Source organism: uncultured Microbacterium sp. (genome assembly GCF_937927635.1).
GTDB lineage: Bacteria > Actinomycetota > Actinomycetes > Actinomycetales > Microbacteriaceae > Microbacterium.
Map to the genome: position 1 here is coordinate 1 of NZ_CALBRW010000031.1, position 23112 is coordinate 23112.

21 protein-coding genes and 1 pseudogene are annotated in these 23112 nt (G+C 69.4%); 6 read left to right on the forward strand and 16 right to left on the reverse strand.

Going from position 1 to position 23112, the window contains the following annotated elements:
• Positions 1-249, forward strand: a pseudogene (locus Q0568_RS13960) (MFS transporter); the annotation flags it as partial.
• 40 nt (positions 250-289) lie between these two features.
• Here Q0568_RS13960 and Q0568_RS13965 read toward each other — a convergent pair.
• The 3 genes from Q0568_RS13965 to Q0568_RS13975 form a co-directional block, all read right to left on the reverse strand.
• Positions 290-838: a YceI family protein gene (locus Q0568_RS13965; protein WP_298867530.1), complete on the reverse strand. Its 549-nt coding sequence runs from the start codon at positions 836-838 to the stop codon at positions 290-292.
• A 211-nt stretch (positions 839-1049) separates the two neighbouring features.
• Complete coding sequence (locus Q0568_RS13970) at positions 1050-1418, reverse strand: FKBP-type peptidyl-prolyl cis-trans isomerase (protein WP_298867531.1); 369 nt, start codon at positions 1416-1418, stop codon at positions 1050-1052.
• A gap of 95 nt (positions 1419-1513) precedes the next feature.
• Positions 1514-2188: a FadR/GntR family transcriptional regulator gene (locus Q0568_RS13975; protein ID WP_298867532.1), complete on the reverse strand. Its 675-nt coding sequence runs from the start codon at positions 2186-2188 to the stop codon at positions 1514-1516.
• A gap of 184 nt (positions 2189-2372) precedes the next feature.
• On the opposite strand from Q0568_RS13975, the gene Q0568_RS13980 reads away from it, so the two are divergent.
• Positions 2373-3866 (forward strand): amino acid permease, encoded by a 1494-nt coding sequence (locus Q0568_RS13980; RefSeq protein ID WP_298867534.1) that lies wholly within the window; start codon positions 2373-2375, stop codon positions 3864-3866.
• Positions 3867-3869: 3 nt separating this feature from the next.
• Positions 3870-5603 carry an asparaginase domain-containing protein gene (locus tag Q0568_RS13985; RefSeq protein ID WP_298867536.1) on the forward strand — a complete coding sequence of 578 codons (1734 nt, stop codon included), beginning with the start codon at positions 3870-3872 and terminating at the stop codon, positions 5601-5603.
• Between the two features lie 168 nt (positions 5604-5771).
• Here Q0568_RS13985 and Q0568_RS13990 read toward each other — a convergent pair whose 3' ends face one another.
• A complete protein-coding gene (locus Q0568_RS13990) occupies positions 5772-6971 on the reverse strand; it encodes a PrsW family intramembrane metalloprotease (RefSeq protein ID WP_298867537.1) in 1200 nt (399 codons plus the stop codon).
• 209 nt (positions 6972-7180) lie between these two features.
• On the opposite strand from Q0568_RS13990, the gene Q0568_RS13995 reads away from it, so the two are divergent.
• The gene (locus Q0568_RS13995; protein WP_298867539.1) at positions 7181-8050 is read left to right on the forward strand and encodes a fumarylacetoacetate hydrolase family protein; all 870 of its coding nucleotides are present in this window, start codon (positions 7181-7183) and stop codon (positions 8048-8050) included.
• Positions 8051-8153: 103 nt separating this feature from the next.
• Here the strand turns inward: Q0568_RS13995 and Q0568_RS14000 are convergent, their stop codons facing one another.
• From Q0568_RS14000 to Q0568_RS14015, 4 genes are read right to left on the reverse strand one after another with little or no spacing between them, the layout of a single operon-like run.
• Entirely contained in the window at positions 8154-9614 is a 1461-nt protein-coding gene (locus tag Q0568_RS14000) for an aspartate ammonia-lyase (protein ID WP_298867541.1), read from the reverse strand.
• Between the two features lie 52 nt (positions 9615-9666).
• On the reverse strand, positions 9667-10584 hold the full coding sequence (locus tag Q0568_RS14005; RefSeq protein ID WP_298867543.1) for a phosphodiesterase: 918 nt from the start codon (positions 10582-10584) through the stop codon (positions 9667-9669).
• Between the two features lie 32 nt (positions 10585-10616).
• A complete protein-coding gene (locus Q0568_RS14010; protein ID WP_298867545.1) occupies positions 10617-10955 on the reverse strand; it encodes a peptidase in 339 nt (112 codons plus the stop codon).
• Positions 10952-12418: an inorganic phosphate transporter gene (locus Q0568_RS14015; RefSeq protein ID WP_298867547.1), complete on the reverse strand. Its 1467-nt coding sequence runs from the start codon at positions 12416-12418 to the stop codon at positions 10952-10954. Before Q0568_RS14015 ends, Q0568_RS14010 begins: the two co-directional genes overlap by 4 nt.
• A 181-nt stretch (positions 12419-12599) precedes the next feature.
• Here Q0568_RS14015 and Q0568_RS14020 point away from each other — a divergent pair, with 181 nt between their 5' ends.
• The gene (locus Q0568_RS14020; protein ID WP_298867548.1) at positions 12600-14705 is read left to right on the forward strand and encodes a S9 family peptidase; all 2106 of its coding nucleotides are present in this window, start codon (positions 12600-12602) and stop codon (positions 14703-14705) included.
• Positions 14706-14737: 32 nt separating this feature from the next.
• On the opposite strand, the gene Q0568_RS14025 is transcribed toward Q0568_RS14020, so the two are convergent.
• From Q0568_RS14025 to Q0568_RS14055, 7 genes are all read right to left on the reverse strand, one after another.
• Positions 14738-15766 (reverse strand): 6-phosphofructokinase, encoded by a 1029-nt coding sequence (locus tag Q0568_RS14025; protein ID WP_298867550.1) that lies wholly within the window; start codon positions 15764-15766, stop codon positions 14738-14740.
• A 198-nt stretch (positions 15767-15964) separates the two neighbouring features.
• Positions 15965-18112, reverse strand: a complete 2148-nt coding sequence (locus Q0568_RS14030) for a DEAD/DEAH box helicase (protein WP_298867552.1) — start codon at positions 18110-18112, stop codon at positions 15965-15967.
• A 167-nt stretch (positions 18113-18279) separates the two neighbouring features.
• Positions 18280-19227 carry a bifunctional riboflavin kinase/FAD synthetase gene (locus Q0568_RS14035; RefSeq protein ID WP_298867554.1) on the reverse strand — a complete coding sequence of 316 codons (948 nt, stop codon included), beginning with the start codon at positions 19225-19227 and terminating at the stop codon, positions 18280-18282.
• Positions 19224-19616: a hypothetical protein gene (locus tag Q0568_RS14040; RefSeq protein ID WP_298867591.1), complete on the reverse strand. Its 393-nt coding sequence runs from the start codon at positions 19614-19616 to the stop codon at positions 19224-19226. Before Q0568_RS14040 ends, Q0568_RS14035 begins: the two co-directional genes overlap by 4 nt.
• Positions 19617-19707: 91 nt before the next feature.
• Complete coding sequence (locus Q0568_RS14045) at positions 19708-20076, reverse strand: hypothetical protein (RefSeq protein WP_298867556.1); 369 nt, start codon at positions 20074-20076, stop codon at positions 19708-19710.
• The gene (gene truB, locus Q0568_RS14050) at positions 20073-20969 is read right to left on the reverse strand and encodes a tRNA pseudouridine(55) synthase TruB (protein ID WP_298867558.1); all 897 of its coding nucleotides are present in this window, start codon (positions 20967-20969) and stop codon (positions 20073-20075) included. Before truB ends, Q0568_RS14045 begins: the two co-directional genes overlap by 4 nt.
• Positions 20970-21021: 52 nt before the next feature.
• Entirely contained in the window at positions 21022-21666 is a 645-nt protein-coding gene (locus Q0568_RS14055; protein WP_298867560.1) for a hypothetical protein, read from the reverse strand.
• A gap of 30 nt (positions 21667-21696) precedes the next feature.
• Here Q0568_RS14055 and Q0568_RS14060 point away from each other — a divergent pair, with 30 nt between their 5' ends.
• The gene (locus Q0568_RS14060) at positions 21697-22596 is read left to right on the forward strand and encodes an A/G-specific adenine glycosylase (protein WP_298867562.1); all 900 of its coding nucleotides are present in this window, start codon (positions 21697-21699) and stop codon (positions 22594-22596) included.
• 21 nt (positions 22597-22617) lie between these two features.
• Here Q0568_RS14060 and rbfA read toward each other — a convergent pair whose 3' ends face one another.
• On the reverse strand, positions 22618-23049 hold the full coding sequence (gene rbfA / locus Q0568_RS14065) for a 30S ribosome-binding factor RbfA (RefSeq protein WP_298867563.1): 432 nt from the start codon (positions 23047-23049) through the stop codon (positions 22618-22620).
• Positions 23050-23112 lie beyond the last annotated feature (63 nt).

Sequence of the window (23112 nt, forward strand, 5' to 3'; positions counted from 1 at the left end):
ATCTACCGCAACACGATGATGCAGGCGGCCGTTCCCGACACCATGCGCGGGCGGCTGCAGGGCATCTTCATCATCGTCGTGGCCGGCGGCCCGCGCGTGGGCGCGCTGTACGCGGGCGTGCTGGCGACGCTCACGAGCCTGTGGTTCCCGCCGCTGTTGGGCGGGTTCCTGGTGATCGGGATCGCCGCGACGCTGGCGCGGCTGAGTCCGCGCTTCCGCGGCTACGACGCACTGAGCCCCGAGGCCTGACGCACGGCGTCAGCGCCCCGGGGCTCGGGATGCGGGTCGATCAGGCCTGCAGGGCGCCCTGCAGGTCGAGGCCGATGGTGATCTCCTTGCCGACCAGCACGCCGCCGGTCTCCAGCGCGGCGTTCCAGGTCAGGCCGAAGTCCTCGCGGTTGATGACGGTCTTGGCCGAGGCGCCGGCCTTGTAGTTGCCGTACGGGTCGGTGCCGAAGCCGCCGAACTCGAACTCGAAGGTGACGGGCTTGGTGATGCCGCGGATGGTCAGGTCGCCGTCCACGAAGAAGTCGCCGTCCTCGACGCGCGCGCCGGTGGAGGCGAAGTGCATCGTGGGGTGGTTCTCGGTGTCGAAGAAGTCGGCCGAGCGCAGGTGCGCGTCGCGGTTCTCGTCCTTGGTGTCGATGGAGGTGACGTCGACCTTGGCGTCGACAGCGACCTCGAGCGGGTTCTCCGGAGCCGTGAAGGTGGCCTCCTTGACGCCGAACGTGCCGCGCACCTTCGAGATCATCATGTGGCGGACGCTGAAGGTCACCTCGCTGTGCGCGGGGTCCAGGACGTAGGTGCCAGGACGGTAACCGGGGATCTCGATCGACATATGGGCTTCTCCTTGAAGTCGTTGGTGCCACGTGGGCGCTGCATCAGGGGATAACTTACATGCAGTTGCATGCATTCCCGCTCTCGGCGTTCTCACAGAAATCCCCCGTCCGCGGAGTGCGGACGGGGGATTTCGGCGGATGCCGGCGATCAGCCGACTCAGCCGACGGCGACCAGGTCGATGGCGGATGCCGTCGGTCAGCCGAAGGCGATCAGCCGACGGCGACCAGGTCGATGATGAAGATGAGGGTCTTGCCGGACAGGAAGTGCCCGGAGCCGGCCGGGCCGTAGGCAAGGTGCGGCGGGATGGTCAGCTCGCGGCGGCCGCCGACCTTCATGCCGGGGATGCCCTCCTGCCAGCCCTGGATGAGGCCGCGCAGCGGGAACTGGATGGTCTCACCGCGACCCCAGGACGAGTCGAACTCCTCACCGGAGTCGTGCTCGACACCCGCGTAGTGGACGGTGACGGTGTCACCGGGCTTCGCCTCATCGCCCTCGCCGACGATGATGTCGCGAATGACGAGCTCGGTGGGTGCGGGTCCGGTCGGAGCGTCGAACTCCGGCTTCGTGCGATCTGTCATGGTTCCATCAAACCTTCCGTCCTGGCGTCGGTCAACGCGATGACGCGCGCCGAGAGCGAACACGCAGCATGGCCGGGGGCGTCCTCGACGCCCCGTCACCGCGCCAGAGCGCGCGAGACCTGCTCGATGTGGTCCGCGGCCGCCGCACGCGCACCCTCGGGATCCGCCGCCTCGATGGCGTCGACGATGCGAGCGTGCTCCACGTCGGACGCGGCCCGTCGAGCCCTGGTGATGTTGAGGAACTCGGACTGCGGATCCAGTGCCTGGCGCATGGAATCGATGATCGCCGCGAGCACCGGATTGCCGCTGGCCTGCCCGATCGCCCGGTGGAACTGGCCGTCGAGCTGCACCCAGGTGTGCAGGTCATCCGCCTCCCGCATGCTCGCGAGATACCCGCGCAGCACGGCGATCTGCTCGGCTCCGCGCCGTTCGGCGGCGTACCCCGCCGCCGGGATCTCCACGTTCAGGCGCGCCTCGACCAGGTCGGCCGCCGAGTAGCCGCCGAAGGTCAGCTGCGGATGCTCCTCCTTCGACAGCACGAATGTGCCGCGGCCACTGCGGGTCTCGACGAGTCCCAGCGTGGCGCAGGCGCCGAGCGCCTCGCGCAGGATGGATCTGCTCACGCCGAACCTCTTGGCCAACTCGATCTCACCGGGCAGCCTGCTACCCACCTCGACGTCGTCGGAGGAGATGAGCGTCTTCAGCGCCTGGAAGGCGACCTCCGCCGCGCTGACGCGCTGCAGGGGGACCTGCTGCGTGGAATCGGACACGGCGCACCTCAGACCTTCGTGATGACGTGAGCCATCCTATTCCGGCATCCCGCACCGGTTGGGAGGCGAGCATGTCGGGAAAGTCATTGCGCTCGGCACGCGAACCTGTCATGCTGTCCGACAGCAGGACAGCTGGACAGCACCTGTCACCCACGCCCCGGGTTCATACCGAGAAAGGACTCAGATGGATCGCAACAGCGGTGTTCGACCCACGGACCAGACGCACTCCGCGGTCGTCGACGCAGGCGATGGCGGCTACCGGAAATCGCTCAAGCGCCGGCACATGAACATGATCGCCATCGGCGGCTCGATCGGCACGGGGCTCTTCCTCGGCGCCGGCAGCCGCATGGAGATCGCCGGGCCCTCGCTGGCCGTGGTGTACATCATCTGCGGGCTCTTCGCCTTCATCGTGGTGCGCGCACTCGGCGAGCTGGTCATGTACCGCCCCTCGTCGGGCGCCTTCGTCTCCTACGCCCGCGAGTTCATGGGCGAGAAGGGCGCTTTCTCGGTCGGCTGGCTGTTCTTCCTCGACTGGGGAACCACCGTCATCGCCGACATCACGGCCATCGCGCTGTATGCGCACTTCTGGTCGTTCTTCACGCCCATCCCGCAGTGGGTGCTGGCGCTCGTGGCCCTGGTCATCGTGATGGCCATGAACATCACCTCCGCGGTGCTGTTCGGCGAGCTGGAGTACTGGTTCGCGCTGATCAAGGTCGGCGCCATCGTGCTGTTCGGCATCCTGGGCATCTACTTCATCGTCACCCAGACACCCATCGACGGCCACACCCCCGGCTTCGCGCTGATCGCCGACAACGGCGGCTTCTTCCCCAACGGCATCGGCGCCATGTTCGTGATCGCCCTGGGCGTCGTCTTCGCCTACGGCGGCACAGAGATGGTGGGCGTCGCGGCCGGCGAGGCGCAGGACGCGCGCAAGGTCATCCCCCGTGCCGTGAACTCCATCATGTGGCGCATCATGCTCTTCTACGCAGGCTCCGTGGTGCTGTTCACGCTGCTGATGCCGTGGACCTCGTACAAGGGCGACGAGAGCCCGTTCGTCACGGTCATGAACTCGATCGGCATCCCCTACGCCGGTGACATCATGAATCTCGTCGTGCTGACCGCCGCGATGTCCAGCCTGAACGCCGGGCTGTACTCCACCGGCCGCACACTGCGCTCCCTGGCCATGGCCGGCACCGGCCCGAAGTTCGCGAAGCGGATGAACAAGGCGGGCGTCCCCTACGGCGGCATCCTCATCACCACGGCCCTCGGCGTGGTCGGCGTGTTCCTCAACCTCATCGTCCCCGGACAGGTGTTCGAGATCGTGCTGAACCTGGCAGGTCTGGGCATCGTGGGCGTGTGGGGCTCGATCATCATCTGCCACTGGCTGTTCGTGCGGAAGATGAAGAAGGACGGCCGTGAGCGGCCGGGCTTCCGGCTGCCGTGGGCACCTGTGACCAACGTGATCACCCTGCTGTTCCTCGTGCTGGTCGTGCTGCTGATGGCGCTGGATCCCGGGGTGGGGCGCATCACGCTGGGCGCGTTCGTCGTCGTCGTGGTCCTGATGGTGATCGGCTGGTACCGCGTCCGCGGACGCATCGACCCGGCCGCGCTCACATCGACCATCGACATCACGGAGGATGTTCCTCCCCTCGTGGTGCGCGACGACGAGAAGGAGTGACCCATGACTCGGGGAGACGAGACGAGACGGCATCGCATCGGCATCATCGCGGGCTCCGGCCCGGAGGCCGGGATCGACATGTGGCGCAAGGTGCTGCAGGAGCACCGGGCTGCGCTCGGGAGCCGATACCGCGGCGACATCGATGCGCCTGAGACCGTCATCGTCTCGCTCCCGGAGCTGGGGTACTCGATGGACCTGGAGCACCAGGAAGCCCGCGTCTGGAACGCGTTGGAAGGCGCGGCCCGACGCGTGGCCGAGCAGGCCGACGTCTTCGTCATCGCGTGCAATACGCTGAACCACTTCGCCGATCGACTGCGGGACCTGCAGCTGCCGGCCGTACTGCTCACGCCTGTCGACGCGGCCCTGGCCGAGATCGAGCGCCGCGGGCTGACTCGCGTCGCGCTGCTGGGATCGCGGCAGACCATGGATCTGGACGGCTGGTCGTCGTACCGCGGCCTGCGCGACCGCGTGCAGCTCGAGCTGCCCGAGGATCGCGAGCGGCTGCACCGCCTGATCGAGTCCGTGAAGCTCGAGGGCGGTTCCTCCCCCGAGCTCGAGGAGGAGTTCGCCTCCCTGCGCCGCGAGCTGGACAGCGACACGGTGCTGCTGGCCTGCACGGAACTGCCCCTGCTGCACGGGCACGCCGCATCCGAGGAGTCCGGGGCGATCGACGTCTCCCGTCTCCTGGCCCGCGCCGCTGTGAACTGGGCGCCGCCTGCAGCCGTCGAGAGCCCCGGCCCGGTCGCCGTGCTGTACACCGGCGGGACCTTCGGCATGACGCCCACTCCGCGCGGCCTGGCGCCCAACCCTCATCTCGACGAGGAGCTCGCGAAGCTCGTCGCACGGATGCACGGCGAGGATGCGGCCGCCCCGCGCTGGACGTACCACGAGACCCCGCGGGCCATCGACAGCGCCGAACTGCAGCCCGCGGGCATGGGGCACCTCGCCGACAGCATCCGCACCATCGTGCAGGACGGGAGTCCGGCAGGCGTCGTCGTCGTCCACGGCACGGACACCATGGCCTACAGCGCCGCGCACGCCGCGTTCGCCCTCGCCGATCTGAGCCTTCCCATCGTGTTCACCGGGGCCCAGCTGCCGCTGGGGACACCGGGCAGCGACGCCGAGCAGAACTTCTCCGACGCCTTCGACGCCGCGCGACGCGGCACGGATGCGGGTGTGAGCATCGCCTTCGGCGGACGGATGCTGCCGGCTGTCCGCACCGTGAAGCGATCCAGCGAGAGCCTGGATGCGTTCGCCGCCCCGCGCCTGCGCGCCCCGCAGGTCCAGGGCGCCGACGAGGAGCTGCGCACCGCGCTGCGCGCGGCGATCGGCCGCCCCGCGCCGCGAGTCGGACTGGTCAAGGTCTCCCCCGGGCTCACCGCGGCGCAACTGCGAGCCGTGCTCGAGGAGTGTCCTGCAGGTGTCGTGCTGGAGTGCTACGGCGCAGGCACCGCGCCGGTGGGATCCGGCGGGCTGGCCCCCGTGATCCGCTCCGCGGTCGATCGCGGGACCGCGGTCGTCGCCGTCACGCAATGCGAGGACGGATCCGTGGAGCTGAGCCGATACGCCGTCGGGTCGGCACTGGCGGATGCCGGTGTGCTTCCCGGCGGGGACATGACCACCGAGGCCGCTCTCGGCAAGCTCGGAGCCCTGCTGCGCGCAGGCCTCTCGGGCGCCGGACTCGCGGCGGCTCTCGGACGCAATCTCCTCGGCGAACGGACTCCATCCGGGGCGTGAGCCCGTTCGCCGAGGACCCTTGACTTCAGGGGGATCGTCATGCATGCTGAAAGCAGATCAACTCAGCGCCCGGATTCGCTTGCAGGCATCGCCGCAGCACCGGGCGCTGAGTCTTGAGGCGGCTCGGATCAGTGCGCGAAGCGCAGCGAGTCGAGGCCTCCGCCCTCCTCAGTACGCCAGCAGCTGCGCCCTGGTCGCCCTCGTCCGCAGCAGCAGCGCCTGCTCATCGGCGGCGGCATACGCGTCGTGGCCGGTGATGGCGCGCTGGCGCACGGCCGCCAGCGCGGTCGCATCCTTGATGAAGGTGCGCATCAGCCGGCGCCGATCGCCGCGGAGACCGGCAGCCCACCGCATCCCCGCCCTGCGCCCTGCCGGCGTCGCCAGCATGACGACCTCCTCGTTCGTGAACCAGCCGGCCTGCGCGTAGTCCGCGAGTCGCCGCTGCGTGAGCCGCGACTCCGCCTTCCGCAGCGCGACGATCGCGAAGATGAACCCGATGAACAGCGGGATCTGCGTCGTGAGGTAGAGCACGACGAAGTCGCCCAGCAGCGAGGAGCCGTTCCAGAACGCGTGCAGCGCCATCGCGCCCAGCAGCCCCATGGCGCCGGTGCTGATCGCCCCGGACACCCCGGCCCCGCGCCGCGCGGCGAGTCCGATCGCGAGTCCGGTCAGCGCGGTGAACATGGCGTGCGCGAACGGCGAGAGCAGGCCGCGCAGGACGAACGTGAGCGTCAGGTCACCCGCACCGCCGTTGATCATGCTGATGCCGAAGTACTGGATGTTCTCGGTGAACGCGAACCCCGCCCCGACCAGGGCTCCGTACACGACGCCGTCCACCGGCCCGTCGAACGCGCGTCTGCCGATGATGAAGGCCAGCAGCACGCCCAGGCCCTTGGCGGTCTCCTCCACGATGGGTGCCTGGATGACCGCGCTCGAGAAGGCGCTGCGCTGCCCGACAGCCAGGGTCAGCAGCAGATCGGCCAGCAGCGCGATGCCGACCGCCGCCACGCCGCCCCACGCCAGCGCGAAGACCACCATGCTCTTGGGCTCCGGCTCCCACCGGTCCATGAGGTGCACGCCGAAGAGCACGATGCCCAGCGGCACGAACGCGAGGACCAGGCCGACCGCGGATGCCCCGGTGCCCAGGAACAGCGCGAAGTACGCAATCAGCGCCAGCAGGGCGAACCCCAGCGCCCCGAACACCCAGATCGACACCGTGCGCCCCTTGCGGACGGGCATGGGCAGGGCGGGCACGGCGGGGGCGGGCGCGGGAGCAGGCGGAGCCGCCGGAGCATGTCCCGCGTAAGCCGCCTGAGCCGCCGGTTGCGCGTAGTGCGAGGGAGCGGACTGAGCGTACGTCGGCGGCACCGGCTGAGCGTACGCCTGAGGCGCGGGCTGACCGTGATACGGCTGCTGCGGCGGCACTGGCGGCTGCCCGTATGGCTGGGGGCCTGCGGCCGGCGGCATCCCGCCATCCGATGGCGGCTGCTGCGCCGGGGGCTGTCCTCCAAAGCTCATATGCAAAGCCTAGAGGGAGCCTCAGCGATCACGAGCAGATCGGCCGGTACCGTAGAACCATGCGGTTTGCCCATCTGAGCGCTCGCGACTCCCAGGACCTCCAGCTCGCCGTCGTCGACGGCGAGGAGGCCATCCTGGTCAGCGACCTCCTCTCCCCCAGCCCGAGAACACTCCAGGACCTGATCGCGGGCGGTGACGAGATGCTCGAGCGCCTGCGCGCAGCGCTGGCCGAGGGCCGCGCCACCCGGCATCCGCTGGACGGATTCTCGTTCGGATCCGCCGTGCTGAACCCGCCGGCGATCCTCGCTGTCGGGCTGAACTACTCCGCGCACTCCAGTGAGCTGGGACTGAAGACCGACAAGGACCCCACGGTGTTCACGCTGTGGCCCAACTCCCTGACGGGGCACGGCCAGACCACGTCGTGGACGCGCTCGCTCAGCGAGTCCGTGGACTATGAGGCCGAGCTCGGCGTGATCATCGGCAAGTCGACCAAGAACGTCTCCGTCGAGGACGCCCTCGACGCGGTGTGGGGCTACACGGCCGTGAACGACGTGACCGCCCGCGACATCCAGTTCGCCGAGGCGCAGTGGTGCCGCTGCAAGTCGTTCGACGGCTTCACGCCCACCGGTCCCGTGGTCGTCACCGCCGACGAGATCCCCGATCCGCAGGCGCTGCACATCTGGACCGTGGTCGACGGTCACACCGTGCAGGATGCCACCACCGCGCAGATGGTGCGGCCCGTCGCGACTCTGGTCGCGCACCTGTCGTCTTCGATCACCCTGCAGCCGGGCACGCTGATCTCCACCGGCAGCCCGGGCGGCGCCGGCTACTCCCGCGACCCGCAGATCTTCCTGCGCGACCGCTCGACGGTCACCGTCGGGATCGAGGGCATCGGCGAGCTCACCACGCACTGCCGGATCGTCGACTGATCCCGCCGAGACCCCTCACCACAGTCGAAACCCCTCCTGATCCGCGGTGGATCAGGAGGGGTTTCGACATTCAGGAGGGGTCTCGCGAACGGAGGAGAGGGGATCAGTTCTGCGGAAGGTCCTCGGCGGCGATCACGGGGATCGCGGCGGTGGTGGTCTCCAGGCCCGACAGGCGCGCCGGCGAGATCTGCTTCATGACCTCTTCGCGGGTCATCAGACCCGCCTCGACGACCAGGTCGGCGATGTTGCGGTTGGTGAGCAGCGCGGTCTTCGCCAGTGCTGCGGAGGCCGCGTAGCCGATGAACGGCGTGAGCGCGGTGACCACGCCCACCGAGGCGCCCACCATCGCGCCGAGACGCTCGCGGTTGGCGGTGATGCCGTCGACGCAGTTGACGCGCAGCGTCCACATGGCCTGGCGCATCCAGATGATCGACTGGTAGATCGAGTGCGCGATGACGGGCTCGAAGGCGTTCAGCTGCAGCTGCCCGGCCTCGACGGCCATCGTGACGGTCACGTCGGCGCCGGCGACGGCGAAGGCGACCTGGTTCACGGCCTCGGGGATGACGGGGTTGACCTTGCCCGGCATGATGCTGGAGCCGGCCTGCGTGGCGGGCAGGTTGATCTCACCCAGACCCGCCTGCGGGCCGGAGGACAGCAGACGCAGGTCGTTGCAGATCTTCGAGAGCTTGATGGCATTGCGCTTGAGCGACGACGAGAACGACATGAACGCGCCGGTGTCGCTGGTGGCCTCCACCAGGTCGGTGGCGGTGCTGAGGTCGAGCCCCGAGATCTCGCGCAGGTGCTTGAGCACGGTCGGCGCGTAGCCGGGGTGCGTGGTGATGCCGGTCCCGATGGCCGTGGCGCCCATGTTGATCTCGGTGAGCAGCGACGCGTTCTCGGTCAGGCGGCTGTGATCCTCGCCCAGGGTCGTGGCGAAGCCGTGGAACTCCTGCCCCAGGGTCATCGGCACGGCATCCTGCAGCTGGGTGCGGCCGACCTTGAGCACATCGTGGAACTCGCCCGACTTGGACAGGAACGACTTGCGCAGCAGGTCGAGCTCGTCCAGCAGCGAGATCAGGTTCAGCGACAGGCCGATCTTGATCGCGGTCGGGTACACGTCGTTGGTGGACTGGCTGCGGTTGGTGTGGTCGATCGGGTGCAGGTACGAGTAGTCGCCCTTGGCGTGCCCGGCCATCTCCAGCGCGATGTTGGTGATGACCTCGTTGGCGTTCATGTTGGTCGAGGTGCCGGCGCCGCCCTGGATGACGCCGACGATGAACTGGTCGTGGAACTCGCCGTCGATCACGCGCTGCGCGGCGCGGTCGATGAGGTCGGCGCGCTCGGCGTCGAGGACGCCGATCTCCTTGTTGGCGCGTGCCGACGCCTGCTTGACCATCGCCAGCGCGCGGATCAGATCGGGGTAGACCGAGATGGGACGCTTCGTGATCGGGAAATTGTGCTCGGCCCGGAGGGTATGGACGCCGTAGTACGCGTCAGCGGGGATCTCGAGGCTTCCGATGGAGTCGGTCTCAGTACGGGTCTGGGCAGGCGCGTCGACGGCCATGTCACTTCCTTGTGGGGTTGGTGCGAATGGAAATCCGGGGGGTGATCCCAGTCTACGCCAGCGCGCGCGGCGGCTTTCGCGAGAAGGCCTCCAGGCGCTCGGCGGGTGAGAGTGCCGCCATCCGCGCCGTCCACTCCGCGCTGAAGTAGTCGCCCGTGCGCGCCTCTGCCACCGGGACGACGGTGTGCGTGATCACATCGGGTCGCACGTGCACGAGCTGGAACGACTCCGCGGCATCCATGCCGTTGACCTCGTCGGCGGGCCGGGCGAGGTTCATCGAGTAGCAGGTGGACGACGCCACGCTCACCGGGACCCCGGCGAACATCCCGAACGAGGAGTAGTGCAGATGACCAGCGAGGATGCCGCGCACGTCCGTCCCCGCGATCACCTCGGCCAGCTCGTCCTGGTGACGCAGCTCGAGGATGTCGAACAGCGGCACATGAGCGGGCAGCGGCGGATGGTGCATGGCCAACAGCGTGCCGTGCGGGGCGGGCTGCGCGAGGATCCCCGCCAGCCAGTCCAGCTGCCCTCGGTCCAGGTCGCCGTGGTGCCAGCCGGGCACGCTGGTGTCCAGGGCGATCAGGCGCAGCCCGTCCAGGTCCCAGACGCCGGTGACGGGCTCCTGCGTGGCGGGCGAGTCCAGCAGTTCCGCGCGCAGCACCGGCCGCTCATCATGATTGCCCGCCACCCAGACGATCGGGCATCCCAGGTCGACCCCGACGGGTTCCAGCGCCGTCCGCAGGCGGCGGTACGCGTCGGGCTCACCGAGGTCGGTCAGGTCGCCGGTCACGACGATCGCCGAGGGGTGCGGATGCACGCGCCGCACCGCGGCGAGGGTGTGCGCCAGGTTGCCGTCGCTGTCGGATCCGCCGGGATGGCGCGCACCGCCGGCGAGGAAGTGCGGGTCACTGAGATGGATGATCGTGTGCGTCGCCGGCTGATGACGACCGAACACGGGCGTGTCGCTCATGTGCCCAGCCTAGGGGCGGTCGCCGACTCGCGTCAGTGGCCGCCGGAGACGATGAGGAAGATGCCGGCCGCGACGGCCAGCGCGCACAGCAGGAAGCATCCGATCGCCGCGAGGAAGGCGAGGTTCTTCTGCACCTCGGTCAGCGGGCTCTTGCGGGCCGCCTTGGCCGCCTGCTTGGCTGCGCGCTTGATCTCCTTCTCGGAGATCACGGTGATGGCGTCGGTGAACTCCGCGGGGGTCACGACGGGCACCCGGCCGGCGCGCACCAGCATCCGCAGTCCCAGCGCGTAGAAGAACACGATGGCGACGGCGCCGACGATCGCGCCGGCGAAGACGCTCAGGAAGGCCAGCCAGTCGATCTCGATGCTCATCGGGCGTCCTCCTGCTCGTCCACGCCGAGATCCCACTCGGCCAGCTTCGCGCGGGCCCTGCGGCTGGCACTGAGCTGCTCCCACTCCGCCGCGGCCTTCTCAGCCTCGGCGTACTTCTGCGCGGCGCGCTCCGCCGCCTTGCGGGCCGCCTTGACCTCGCTGGGCTTCGCGCCGGACTTCTTGAGCTTCTTGGCCTTCTTCGCGGCGCGCTCCGCGTCATCGGCCTTGCGCTCGGCCTTCTCCAGCGCGCGCATCAGCTCGATGCGACTGGCGCGGCGGGTGGGGCCGGGGACGTCGGGCAGTTCGACGGCGTGACCGGACTCCGCCACGTCGCTCATGGCGTTGGAGGCGGTGACGGCGTCCTTGCGGGAGCGCAGGAACAGCCCCACGATGATGACCAGCGCGAGCGCCGCGTCGACCACGACACCCCATCCGCCCAGCCAGCGCACGATCAGGGCGGCGAGCGCGCCGACGATGCCGGCGGCCGGAAGGGTCAGCAGCCAGCCGACGGCGATGCGGCCTGCGGTGCGCCAGCGCACCGTGGAGCCGCGCCGGCCCAGGCCCGAGCCGATCACGGATCCGGAGGCCACCTGCGTGGTGGACAGCGCGAATCCGAAGGCGCTCGAGGCCAGGATCGTGGCGGCCGTGGAGCTCTCTGCCGCGAAGCCCTGCGCGGGCTTGACCTCGGTGAGACCCTTGCCGAGTGTGCGGATGATGCGCCATCCGCCGAGATACGTGCCCAGCGCGATGGTGCCGGCACAGGCGACGATGACCCAGAACTCCGGGTTGTGGTAGTCCGCGCTGGTGGGATCGCCGGTCTGCCAGCCGACCGTGATCAGGGCAAGGGTGATCACGCCCATGGTCTTCTGCGCGTCGTTGGTGCCGTGCGAGAGCGCGACCATCGAGGAGGTGAAGATCTGTCCCCACCGGAAGCCGGAGCGCCCGTCGGGCTTGCCGTCGTAGCGGCGGGTGATGCCATAGGCGACCTTGGTCGCGACGTACGCGATGATGCCCGCGGTGAGCGGCGCGATGAGCGCGGGCAGGATCACCTTGGACATGACCACGCCGAAGTTGATCCCGCTGGCGCTGAAGCCGACGATCGTGGCTCCGATCAGGCCGCCGAACAGCGCGTGCGAGGAGCTGGACGGCAGGCCCAGCAGCCAGGTGAGCATGTTCCAGGTGATGGCGCCGATGAGTCCGGCGAAGATCAGCTCGGGCAGCAGCGTGTGGCCGATGGCCGACTCGTTGATGATGCCGCCGGAGACGGTCTTGGACACCTCCGTCGACAGGAAGGCCCCCACCAGGTTCAGGCACGCGGCCAGCAGCACCGCGGTCTTCGGCTTGAGGGCTCCGGTGGCGATCGGCGTCGCCATGGCGTTGGCCGTGTCGTGGAATCCATTGGTGAAATCGAAGAACAGGGCCAGTGCGATCACCAGCACGACGATGAGGGCTGCGGTTTCCACCGTTCTCTTCCGTTGGGGATTGTCAGGAGGGGGGCCGACTGCGCGGCGTGACGAACGAAGAGTTCACCGTGGGTTCAGATTCCGTATACGGAGCCCGCTGGAATCCTCCCACCCCGCCACACGATGGTCAAACCAGCACGGAATCGGGCCGTCACCGGATGTGCTCCGATAGCCTCGACAGGTGAGTGAATCCCGCATCCAGCCGCCCGCAGCGGCCCGCCGTCCCCGCAGCCGCACGCACCACGGCGACGTCTTCGAGGACCCGTACGAGTGGCTGCGGAGCAAGGAGGATGCCGAGGTCATCGCGCACCTCGAGGCCGAGAACGCGTACGCCGACGAGCGCACCGCGCACCTGGCGCCGCTGCGCGAGACGCTCTTCACGGAGGTCAAGAGCCGCGTGCAGGAGACCGACCTGTCGGTTCCGTCGCGACGCGGCGACTGGTGGTACTACGGCCGCACCGAGGAGGGCGCGCAGTACGGCATCCAGTGCCGCACCGCGGCGGATGCCGGCGACTGGACTCCCCCGGTGCTCGAGCCCGGCGTCCCCGTGCCCGGTGAGCAGGTCCTGCTGGACGGCAACGTCGAGGCATCCGGTCACGAGTTCTTCTCGATGGGCGCGTTCGACATCTCCGAGGACGGCACGCGGATGCTGTGGTCGGTCGACTTCGAGGGCGATGAGCTGTACACGGTGCACGTGCGCGACCTCGTCACCGGCGAGGAGCTCGCCGACGTGATCCCGAACACGGGACAGGCCTTCTTCACTCCCGACGGGCGGACGATCGTGTACACGACCAGGGACGAGGCGTGGCGGCCCGACACCCTGTGGTTGCACGAGATCGGCTCCGACGCCGAGGACGTGAAGCTGTTCCACGAGCCGGACGAGCGCTTCTGGCTGGGCGCGGGGATCACTCGCAGCCGGAAGTACCTCGTGATCGACCTCGGGTCGAAGATCACCAGCGAGCAGCTGCTGCTGGACGTGTCGGACCTCGCCGCGGTTCCGCAGGTGGTGTGGCCGCGCCGCGAGGGCGTGGAGTACTCCGCCGATCACGCCGTCATCGACGGCGAGGACCGGCTGCTGATCCTGCACAACGAGAACGCCCTGGACTTCGAGCTGGTCGAGGTCGCGGCATCGGATCCGCAGGGCGAGCGGCGGGTGCTGCTCCCCCACACCCCGGGTCGTCGGCTGATCGACGTGGACTGCTTCCGCGATTTCGCGACCGTCGAGTACCGGCGCGACGGGATGCCGCACGCGGCCCTGCTGGACCACCGCAGCGGTGCGCTGGACGAGATCACCTTCGACGAGCCGCTGTACGAGGCGTACTTCAGCGGCAACGCGGAATGGCACGCGCCGTTCCTGCGGATGGGTTTCACCTCTTTCGTGACGCCGTCCACGGTGCTGGAGCTGGAACTCGCCACGGGCGAGAAGCACGTGCGCAAGCAGCAGGTCGTGCGCGGCGACTACGACAGCGCGGACTACGGCCAGCTGCGCGTGTGGGCCACCGCACCCGACGGCGCGCAGGTGCCGGTCTCACTGGTGTGGAAGCGCTCGTTCGGGGAACCCGGCGCCCAGCCGCAGCCCGTGCACCTGTACGGCTACGGCTCCTACGAGCACTCCATCGACCCCGGGTTCTCGGTCATGCGTCTGTCGATGCTGGACCGCGGCGTGATCTTCGCCGTGGCGCACGTCCGCGGCGGCGGGGAGATGGGCCGGCACTGGTACGAGGACGGCAAGGAGCTGCACAAGCGCAACACCTTCACCGACTTCATCGCCGCCGGGCGCCATCTGGTCGACAGCGGCGTCACGACGCCCGCGCAGCTGATCGCCGAGGGCGGCAGCGCGGGCGGTCTGCTGATGGGCGCCGTCGCCAACCTCGCCCCGGAGCTGTTCGCCGGAGTGCTGGCGGCGGTGCCGTTCGTGGACGCGCTGACCTCGATCCTGGATCCGTCACTGCCGCTGACGGTCGTGGAATGGGACGAGTGGGGCGACCCTCTGCACGATCCCGAGGTGTACGCGTACATGAAGTCGTACACGCCCTACGAGAACATCGCGGCCGATGCCTCAGCGTACCCGCGCATCCTCGCCATGACCTCGCTCAACGACACCCGCGTGCTGTACGTGGAGCCGGCGAAGTGGGTGCAGGCGCTGCGTCATGCCGGAGCGCCCGACGTGATCATGAAGTGCGAGATGTCCGCCGGGCACGGCGGCGTGAGCGGCAGGTACAACGCCTGGCGCGAACGCGCCTTCGAAATCGCCTGGATGCTGGATGTGCTGGGGCTGGCCGAGTAGGCGCAGCCCCGCCGCCGCTGGTTCCGGGGCCCTCAGCCGAAGAGCGCCGAGGCCTCCTCGTAGCGGCTCAGCGGCACGGTGTTGAGTTCGCCGAGAGCCTCGGCGAACGGCACGCGCACGACATCGGTGCCGCGGAGCGCCACCATCTGACCCCAGGCTCCGTCGACCAGGGCGTCGGCCGCGTTCAGGCCGAGGCGGGTGGCCAGCACGCGGTCGAAGCCCGAGGGCGACCCGCCGCGCTGGATGTGGCCGAGCACCGTCGAGCGCGTCTCGATGCCGGTGATCCGCTCGATCTCGGGAGCCAGCACCTCGCTGATGCCGCCCAGGCGGGGCCGGTTGAAGGCATCCAGCCCCTTGTCGCTGTAAGCCTCGTCCATGCCCGTCAGGGTGAACCCCTCGGACACGACGACCAGCGGCGCACGACCACGGTCGAACGCGCGGGTGACCAGCACGCAGATCTCATCGATGGACATCGGCACCTCGGGGATGCAGATGACGTGGGCGCCGGCGGCCATGCCGGCGTGCAGGGCGATCCAGCCGACGTGGCGGCCCATGACCTCGGCGACCATGCAGCGCTGGTGCGAGTCGCCGGTCGTGCGCAGCCGGTCCATGGCGTCGGTGGCGATGTTGACGGCGGTGTCGAAGCCGAACGAGTAGTCGGTGGCCTGCAGATCGTTGTCGATGGTCTTCGGCACGCCCAGCACGTTGATGCCGTCCTTGGACAGACGGTCGGCCGCCGCCAGGGTGCCCTCACCGCCGATCGCCACGATGCCGTCGATGCCGTGCGCGGCGAGGGTCTTCGCGATGTTCTCCGCTCCTCCTCGGGCGCCCTCGTACGGGTTGGTACGGCTGGTGCCGAGGATGGTTCCCCCCACGCGCGAGAGGCCCTTGACCTCGTGGCGGGTCAGCGGGAAGAAGTCGCCGTCGACCACACCGCGCCAGCCGTCTCGGATGCCGACGAACTCGAGGTCGTACGAGGTGGTGCCCTTGAGCACGATGCCGCGGATCACGGCGTTGAGTCCGGGGCAGTCGCCGCCGCTGGTGAGGATGCCGATCTTCATGCTGCCGCCTTCGTACAGTCGGGTGGAGAGGGGGAAAGGTGTGAGGCGACGCTGCCTGCATCCGACCCTAGTGCAGAATCGGCAATCTTGCGGGCCGGATCACAGCATCCGACGTCTTCTTGCCGGAATCTCCGAAAAAAGTCGAAAGAGGGCGTCAAGAACCCGAGTTCTTGACGCCCTCTTTCGTGGCTGCGGCGATCAGCGCTCGCCGAGCGCCTCGCGCAGCAGGTGCATGAGCGCTGCCAGCTGAACGGACTCGCCGGCACCCTCCTCCACGGACTCGCCGTCCAGCGCGCGGGCGGCCAGGCCCTGCTTCTGGTCGATGAGCTCGGCGATCTTCGTGTCGATGGTGTGCGCCGCAATGATCCGCCACGCAGTGACCGGCTCGTCCTGGCCGATGCGGTGCACGCGGTCGATGGCCTGAGTCTGCTCCGCGGCGGTCCAGCTCAGCTCGGACAGCACCACGTTCGATGACACCTGCAGGTTCACGCCCACGCCGGCCGCGGTCAGCGAGCAGACGATGATGCCCACGGACGGGTCGTTGTTGAACGCGTCGATGGCCTGCTGACGTGCGGTCGAGGTCTGGTCGCCGCGGATGGACACCGCACGGATGCCCGAGGCGGCGAAGTGCTCCTCGGCCTGGTCCATCACGTCGATGTGCTTGGCGAAGAAGACCACCTTGTCGACCGAGCGCTGCAGCTGCACGGCGTAGTCGGCGGCCAGATGCGCCTTGGCCTGGCCGATGCGACGCACCATGGTGAAGACGTTGTCCCCGCCGGTGCCTGCGGCCTTGGACTCCTCGAGCTCGTTGTGCGCGACCAGGCGGACGATGTCGTCGTCGATGCCCGTGACGCCCGACGGACCGTGAGCTGCCGCACGGGCCTCGACGATGCGGCGGTACTTGGCGGCCATCCGCTCGCCCAGCTCGCGCTCGGCCTGGCGGATGCTGCGCCCGAACTCGTCGTCCAGCTGCACGGGCAGGTCGGCGACGAGCTTGTCGGGCAGGTCGGCCGCGACGTCCTTCTTCTTGCGGCGGACGATGCCCATCGAGATGACGGCCTCACGCGCCTCGGCGTAGAACGACTTGTCGGCGGGCGTGAGCCCGGTGGCGTCGAGCTTCGCCATCAGCGCGGGCTCGGGCTTCTCTCCGTTGGTCCAGCCCAGGAAGCGCCAGATGGCGTCGAAGTCCTCGACGTCGTTGATCAGCGGGGTGCCGGTCAGCGCCATCATGAGCGGGTTCGGCTGGCGCTCGCGGATGCGGGCGCCCAGCGCCAGCACGTTCTGCGACCGCTGCGAGGACAGGTTCTTGATGAAGTGCGCCTCGTCGACGACCATGCCCTTCAGGCCGATGGCGCCCAGCCAGGACAGATGCCGGTCGAGGATCTCGTAGTTCACGATGAACACATCGGCGAAGGCGTCGATGTCGTCGCCGTCGCCCTGGATCACGGCCGCACGGCGCTGCGGCGTCCACAGCTCCACCTCGCGGGCCCAGTTCATCTTCACGACGTTGGGGACGACCACCAGCAGCGGGTAGGCGTTCGCCACGGATGCCGCCAGCACCGACTGCGCGGTCTTGCCCAGGCCCGGCTCATCGGCCAGCAGGAAGCTGCGGTGCCCGGCGCGGACCGCCTCGACGAAGCGCGACTGGTGCACCATGACCTCGCGGCCCTTGGGCGAGATGTGGTCGTACTCGGGAACCGGCGGGAGCTGCATGGTCGCGGCACTGCCGCCCGCGCCGGATTCGAACGCCTTGTAGAGCGGCCCCATCAGCTCCCAGCCGTCCAGGCGGCGGCGCGGGACGACGGCCGGGCGCGGCGTCAGATCCGGAGCGAGGAACGGATTCGCCAGCTCGCGGGCCTCCACCGACGGCGGGGTGACCTGCTTCTCGGCGAGGGCTGCGGGGACGACCTGCGTAATGCGCACCGGAGCGACGTCGGTGATGATGAGCTCCTCCGGCGGCAGCTCCGCCCCGGACTCCAGCAGCCAGTCGCGGCGCATCCGCTTGGCCACCGGCGAGGTGGCCTGGTCGGCCTCGAGCAGCTGGATCAGCGAGGTGTCCCGTGCGGCGGTCTTGGCGAGGATCGTGGCGACGCCGTCGAGTCGCTTGAGCAGCTCCGAGCGCGCGGAGTCGCTGAGCTCGGCATCCGACTTCACCCGGGCGCGCTCCTCGCGCACGAGGAAGGCGATCACCTGGAACTTGACGCGGTTCGTGGGACCGAGCTTGGATCTCTGTGCCTTCGCCTCGATCTCGCGCACCTTGCGCGCGAGAATCGGGATCAGCGGTGCCTCTTCGTCTCTGCGAGAGGTCTTCTTGCGCCGCGATGCGGCGGTCGCCGTGGTCGGCATGCTCCTCCTGAGCGTGAGTGCCGAAGCGCCGAAGAGGCCTTCGGTTCGTCCTGGGTTCCGCGTGTGGCACCAGCCAGGACCGTGCGGAGTGGCTCCGCGCCTGCGCGATATGCGTCTGTCGGCGGGTGCCAGGCGCTAGTTTACGGCATCCGGGGCATCCAGCGCGATCAGGCGAGCCCGAGTCGCCCGCGCGCCTCGGTGACGTCCGCGGCGATCTGCGCGATCAGCGCATCCATCCCCTCGAACGCGACCATGCCGCGGAGGTGGTCGGTGAACTCCACCGTGACGTGGTGCCCGTACAGGTCCAGCCCTGACTCGTCCAGCACGTGCGCCTCCACCTGACGGCGGTCGACGTCGTCGAAGGTGGGATTGGTGCCGACCGAGATCGCAGAGGGATGCCGGATGCCGGTGTCGTGGTCGTCCAGCCATCCGGCGTAGATCCCGTCGGCGGGAGCCAGTGCGTCGATCATCTCGGACAGGTTCGCCGTGGGGAAGCCCAGCTCGCGGCCGCGCTTGAGGCCGTGCACCACCTCGCCGGACACGGTGACCGGGCGCCCCAGCACCTTCGCCGCCTCGGCCACGTCGCCCGCGGCCAGCAGCTCGCGCACCCAGGTGGACGAGACGCGCCGATCGGCTCCGGCGGGGTGCACATCGTCGACCACATCGACGGTGAAGCCATGCACGGGCCCGAGCTCGCGCAGCAGGTCGGGGTTGCCCGCACCGCCCCTTCCGAATCGGAAGTCGCGGCCCACCAGCACGGTGACCACATGCAGCGCGTCGACGAGGATCGTGCGCACGAAGTCCTCGGCCGCCAGGGATGCCAGTGCGCGGTCGAACGTCAGCAGCAGCGTGGCGTCCAGGTCGAGCTCGCCCAGCAGCTCCAGCTTGCGGGAGGTCGCCACGACGTTCTCCGGGCACAGCTCCGGGCGCAGCACCTCCAGCGGATTGCGATCGAAGGTCACCGCCACCGAGCGTGCGTCCGCTGCCGCGGCATCCGCCTTCAGCCGCTCGAGCACCGCGCGATGGCCGACGTGCACGCCGTCGAACTTGCCGATGGCGACGACGCTGGGGCCGAAGTCCGCGGGGACGTCGGCGGGGTCGCGGAAGATGATCATGCGGAGATTTCCTGGGGTCGATGCGTGCGCAGCCACCACAGGCCGAACACGGGAAGCACGAGCGGGATGAACACGTAGCCCATCCCGAAGTAGGACCACACGCTGGGGTGCCCGAACAGGTGCGGGACGAAGACGCTCAGCAACCCGACGGTGAGCACCCCGGTGAGCTCGAATCCGATCGCCACCCACGCGACGACGTACCAGCCACGACGGTGCGCGAGGATCAGCGCCAGTGTGGCGAGGATGTAGACGACGGCGGCCAGCGCGGACAGGGTGTACGCCAGCGGCGCCTCGTCGAAGCGGCGGACGATCTGGACGAAGCTGCGGCCGGTGGCGCCGAGCGCCATCACCGCGTAGACGATGACGAGGACTCGGCCGATGCCGGTCATCCGGGTGCGCGCAGGGGCGTCGTGCGTGGCGTCGGTGTGGATCATTGCGTCGACCATTCTATTCCGCGGCGGGATGCGCTCAGCGCGCCGCTCACGCGACTTGGAGCGTCCAGATGCTCTGCATCCGCCACAGCATGATCGCCAGCGACACGCCCACCACGCCCAGCACCACGGTGCTCCAGCGGGTGCGGTCGATGAGCGCCCACGCTGTGCCGCCCACCGGCAGCAGCACGGCGGCCACCAGGTACACCCAGAACTCCAGCAGGTCCCCGGTCGGCGGATTGCCCGCCAGCGGAGCGATGATGGCGATGACCACCTGCGCGATCAGCAGCACCTCCACCAGCAGCAGGCTGCCGACGGTGTAGTCGCTGGGGCGCCGGCCGGCGAAACCGGCGATCAGGCAGAACAGCCCGGACGCGCAGGCGACGGCGATCTGGACGATGGTGAACCACAGGATCATGCCTGCACCTCCGGCATGTTCATAGCACTCTTGATGTCGTGTCCACGGGCCTCGAGGATGCCGACCAGCAGCCCTTCCGGATCGATGCCCGCCACCTCCGCGGCTTCGAGCCGATCGCGCTGACCGGTCAGCCGCTTGCCGTGCCGCAGGTCACGGGCCTCGTCGGCTGTGACGTGCAGCACCGGCATCACCCGCGCTGCGGCCTCGGCGGGCGTGACCGTGGCGGCCTCGTCGAGCTGCTCCAGCGTCACGGCATCCGCCACGTCGAACCCGCCGATGCGGGTGCGACGCAGCGCCGTCAGGTGCCCTCCGACTCCCAGTGCATCGCCGAGGTCGCGGGCGAGCGCGCGGATGTACGTGCCCGAGGAGCAGTCCACGACGACGTCCAGGTCGAGGAAGCGCTCATCGGCGCGGCGCTGCGCGAGCAGCTCGAAGCGCGACACGGTCACCGCGCGGGCGGCCAGCTCGACGGTCTCCCCCGCGCGCACCAGGTCGTAGGCACGCTTGCCCGCGACCTTGATGGCCGAGACGGAGCTGGGAATCTGGGAGATGGCGCCGGTGAGGGCGCGGATGCCGCTTCGGATGGCGGTCTCATCCACGGCATCCCACGCCGCTGGCTCGGCCGTCTCGGTGATCTCGCCGTCGGCGTCGTCGGTGGTGGTGCGCGCCCCGAGCCGGATGGTCGCGGTGTAGGTCTTGTCGGCGCCGACGATGTAGGTCAGCAGGCGCGTGGCGCCCTCGATGCCGATGACCAGCAGGCCCGTGGCGGCAGGGTCGAGGGTGCCGGCATGGCCGACCTTGCGGGTGCCGAAGGCGCGCCGGACGCGCGCGACCACGTCATGACTGGTCAGGCCACCGGGCTTGTCGACGAGGAGGATGCCGTGCGATGCCACCCGTCAAGACTACCGATGCGAGCCGCGACGGACGCGCCGCGCATCGGCTCAGTCAGCCGCACACCTCGTACTGCGGCTCGTCCATCGCTGTCACGGTGACCGCGCTGACCTTGGACGCGCCCTCGCGGATCGCGAAGTAGATTGCGGGCGAGCCCTGTGCGCCTACTCGCAGCAGCTCGCCGTCGGCGATCACGGGCTTCTGCGAGGCGGCATCCGGATAAGCGGCCATCACCTCGTCGCGCGTGGACCCGAGCCCGATCCCCTTCTCGGTGCGCGGCCCGTCAGCGGGAGCCACGGTGTCCTCGAGCGAATCGAACGTGACCATGTTGACATCGCCGTCGGAGTCGTCGTGATCACGCGCGAAGAGTCCGGTCTGGGAATGGTCGGTGCTGGTCCAGCTGTCGACCCAGGTGCACTGCTCATCGCCCGTCCATGACGGAAGCGTGGCCTGTGCATCAGCGAAGGAGCCGCCCAGCTCGATCGGTCCGATTCCCTGCGCGGTCACCGTCCAGGTGGCGGGATCGGCCGGGTCGGTCTTCGGTGCCGCTGGTTCGTTCTGCGTCGGGGCCGAGCTCGACGCTGTGCCCTTCGACGGCGCTGCCGCGGGATCGGCTGATGCCGTCCCGCAGCCCGCGAGAACCAGCATCGTCATCGCGATCGTCACCGCTGCCGCGGTTCGCGTCCGGACTCCGGTCATGTTCCACCCTCCAGCTAATAGGCTGTGCGAGTGCCTCCCGCGACGATTCCCCCCGCAGCGTGGCGCCCGCTCGTGCTCGAATGGTATCGACGCGAGGCCCGAGATCTTCCGTGGCGTCGTGCGGCGTTCTCGGATCGTTACGGCGCGTGGGGCACGCTGGTCAGCGAGTTCATGCTGCAGCAGACGCCGGTCACGCGAGTCATCCCGCATCTGCAGGCCTGGCTGGAGCGCTGGCCGACCCCGGCAGCCCAGGCCGAGGCGACGCCCGCGGAGGTCGTGCACCAGTGGGCGAACCTCGGCTACCCCCGACGGGCGCTCTGGCTGCACCGTGCGGCGGTGGAGGTCGTGGAGCGTCACGGCGGCGTGGTCCCCCGCGACGTGCACGCGCTGTTGGCGCTCTCCGGCATCGGCGACTACACGGCGCGCGCCGTGGCCGTGTTCTCGTACGGCGACAGGCATCCGGTGGTCGACACCAACACCCGGCGCGTGATCGCCCGTGCCGTCGACGGGTGCTCGCAGCCGGAGGCACCGTCCAAGCGCGATCTGTCGCGGATGGACGCGCTGCTGCCCGATGATGCGGCGGAGTCCGCGGTCTTCAACGCCGCCATGATGGAGCTCGGCGCGGTGGTGTGCACGGCGCGGTCGCCGCGCTGCGAGTCGTGCCCGATCGCGGCATCCTGCGCATGGCTCGCCGCGGGTCGCCCTGACACCGGCGACACGCGCCGGCGCCAGGCGAAGTACGAGGGCTCTGACCGTCAGACGCGTGGCGGCGTGCTGCGCGCGCTGCGGCATGCGGACGGGCATCGGATGCCGGCGGATGCTGTGCTCGCCGACTGGCCGGATCCGATCCAGCGCGACCGCGCCATCGACTCGCTCATCGCCGACGGTCTCGTCGAGGCCGAGGACGGGATGCTGCTGCTCCCCCGCTGACCCCGCCTCAAGCGCCGGTCGTCAGTCCTCGTCGTCCTCGTCGTCGTGCACGTACGGGTCGGCGTCGCCGGCGTGCGTGGCGCCGACGGCCAGCTTCGCGACGGCCTCGTCCTGCTCGCGGGCCTGCCGCAGCAGGTCGGCGATGTGCCCGGCGGACTCCGGAAGAGCATCCGCGATGAACTCCAGCGTGGGCACCAGCCGCACGTTGAGCTGCCGGCCGACCTCCTTGCGCAGGAGCCCCGTCGCCGAGGCGAGTGCGGCGCCGCTGGCGACGCGCTCCTCCTCGGTGCCCAGCACCGTGTAGAACGCGGTCGCGTGCTGCAGGTCGCCCGAGACGCGCACCTCCGTGATGGTCACGAAGCCCAGACGCGGGTCGCGCAGACCCTTCTCCAGGCGCTCGGCGAGGATGACGCGGATGCGGTCCGCGAGCCGTGCCTGTCGTTCTCCAGCCATGTTCCCATTCCTATGAGTGACGGATGAGGGGCGTCCGGAGACGCCCCTCACCCTTCAGTTCAG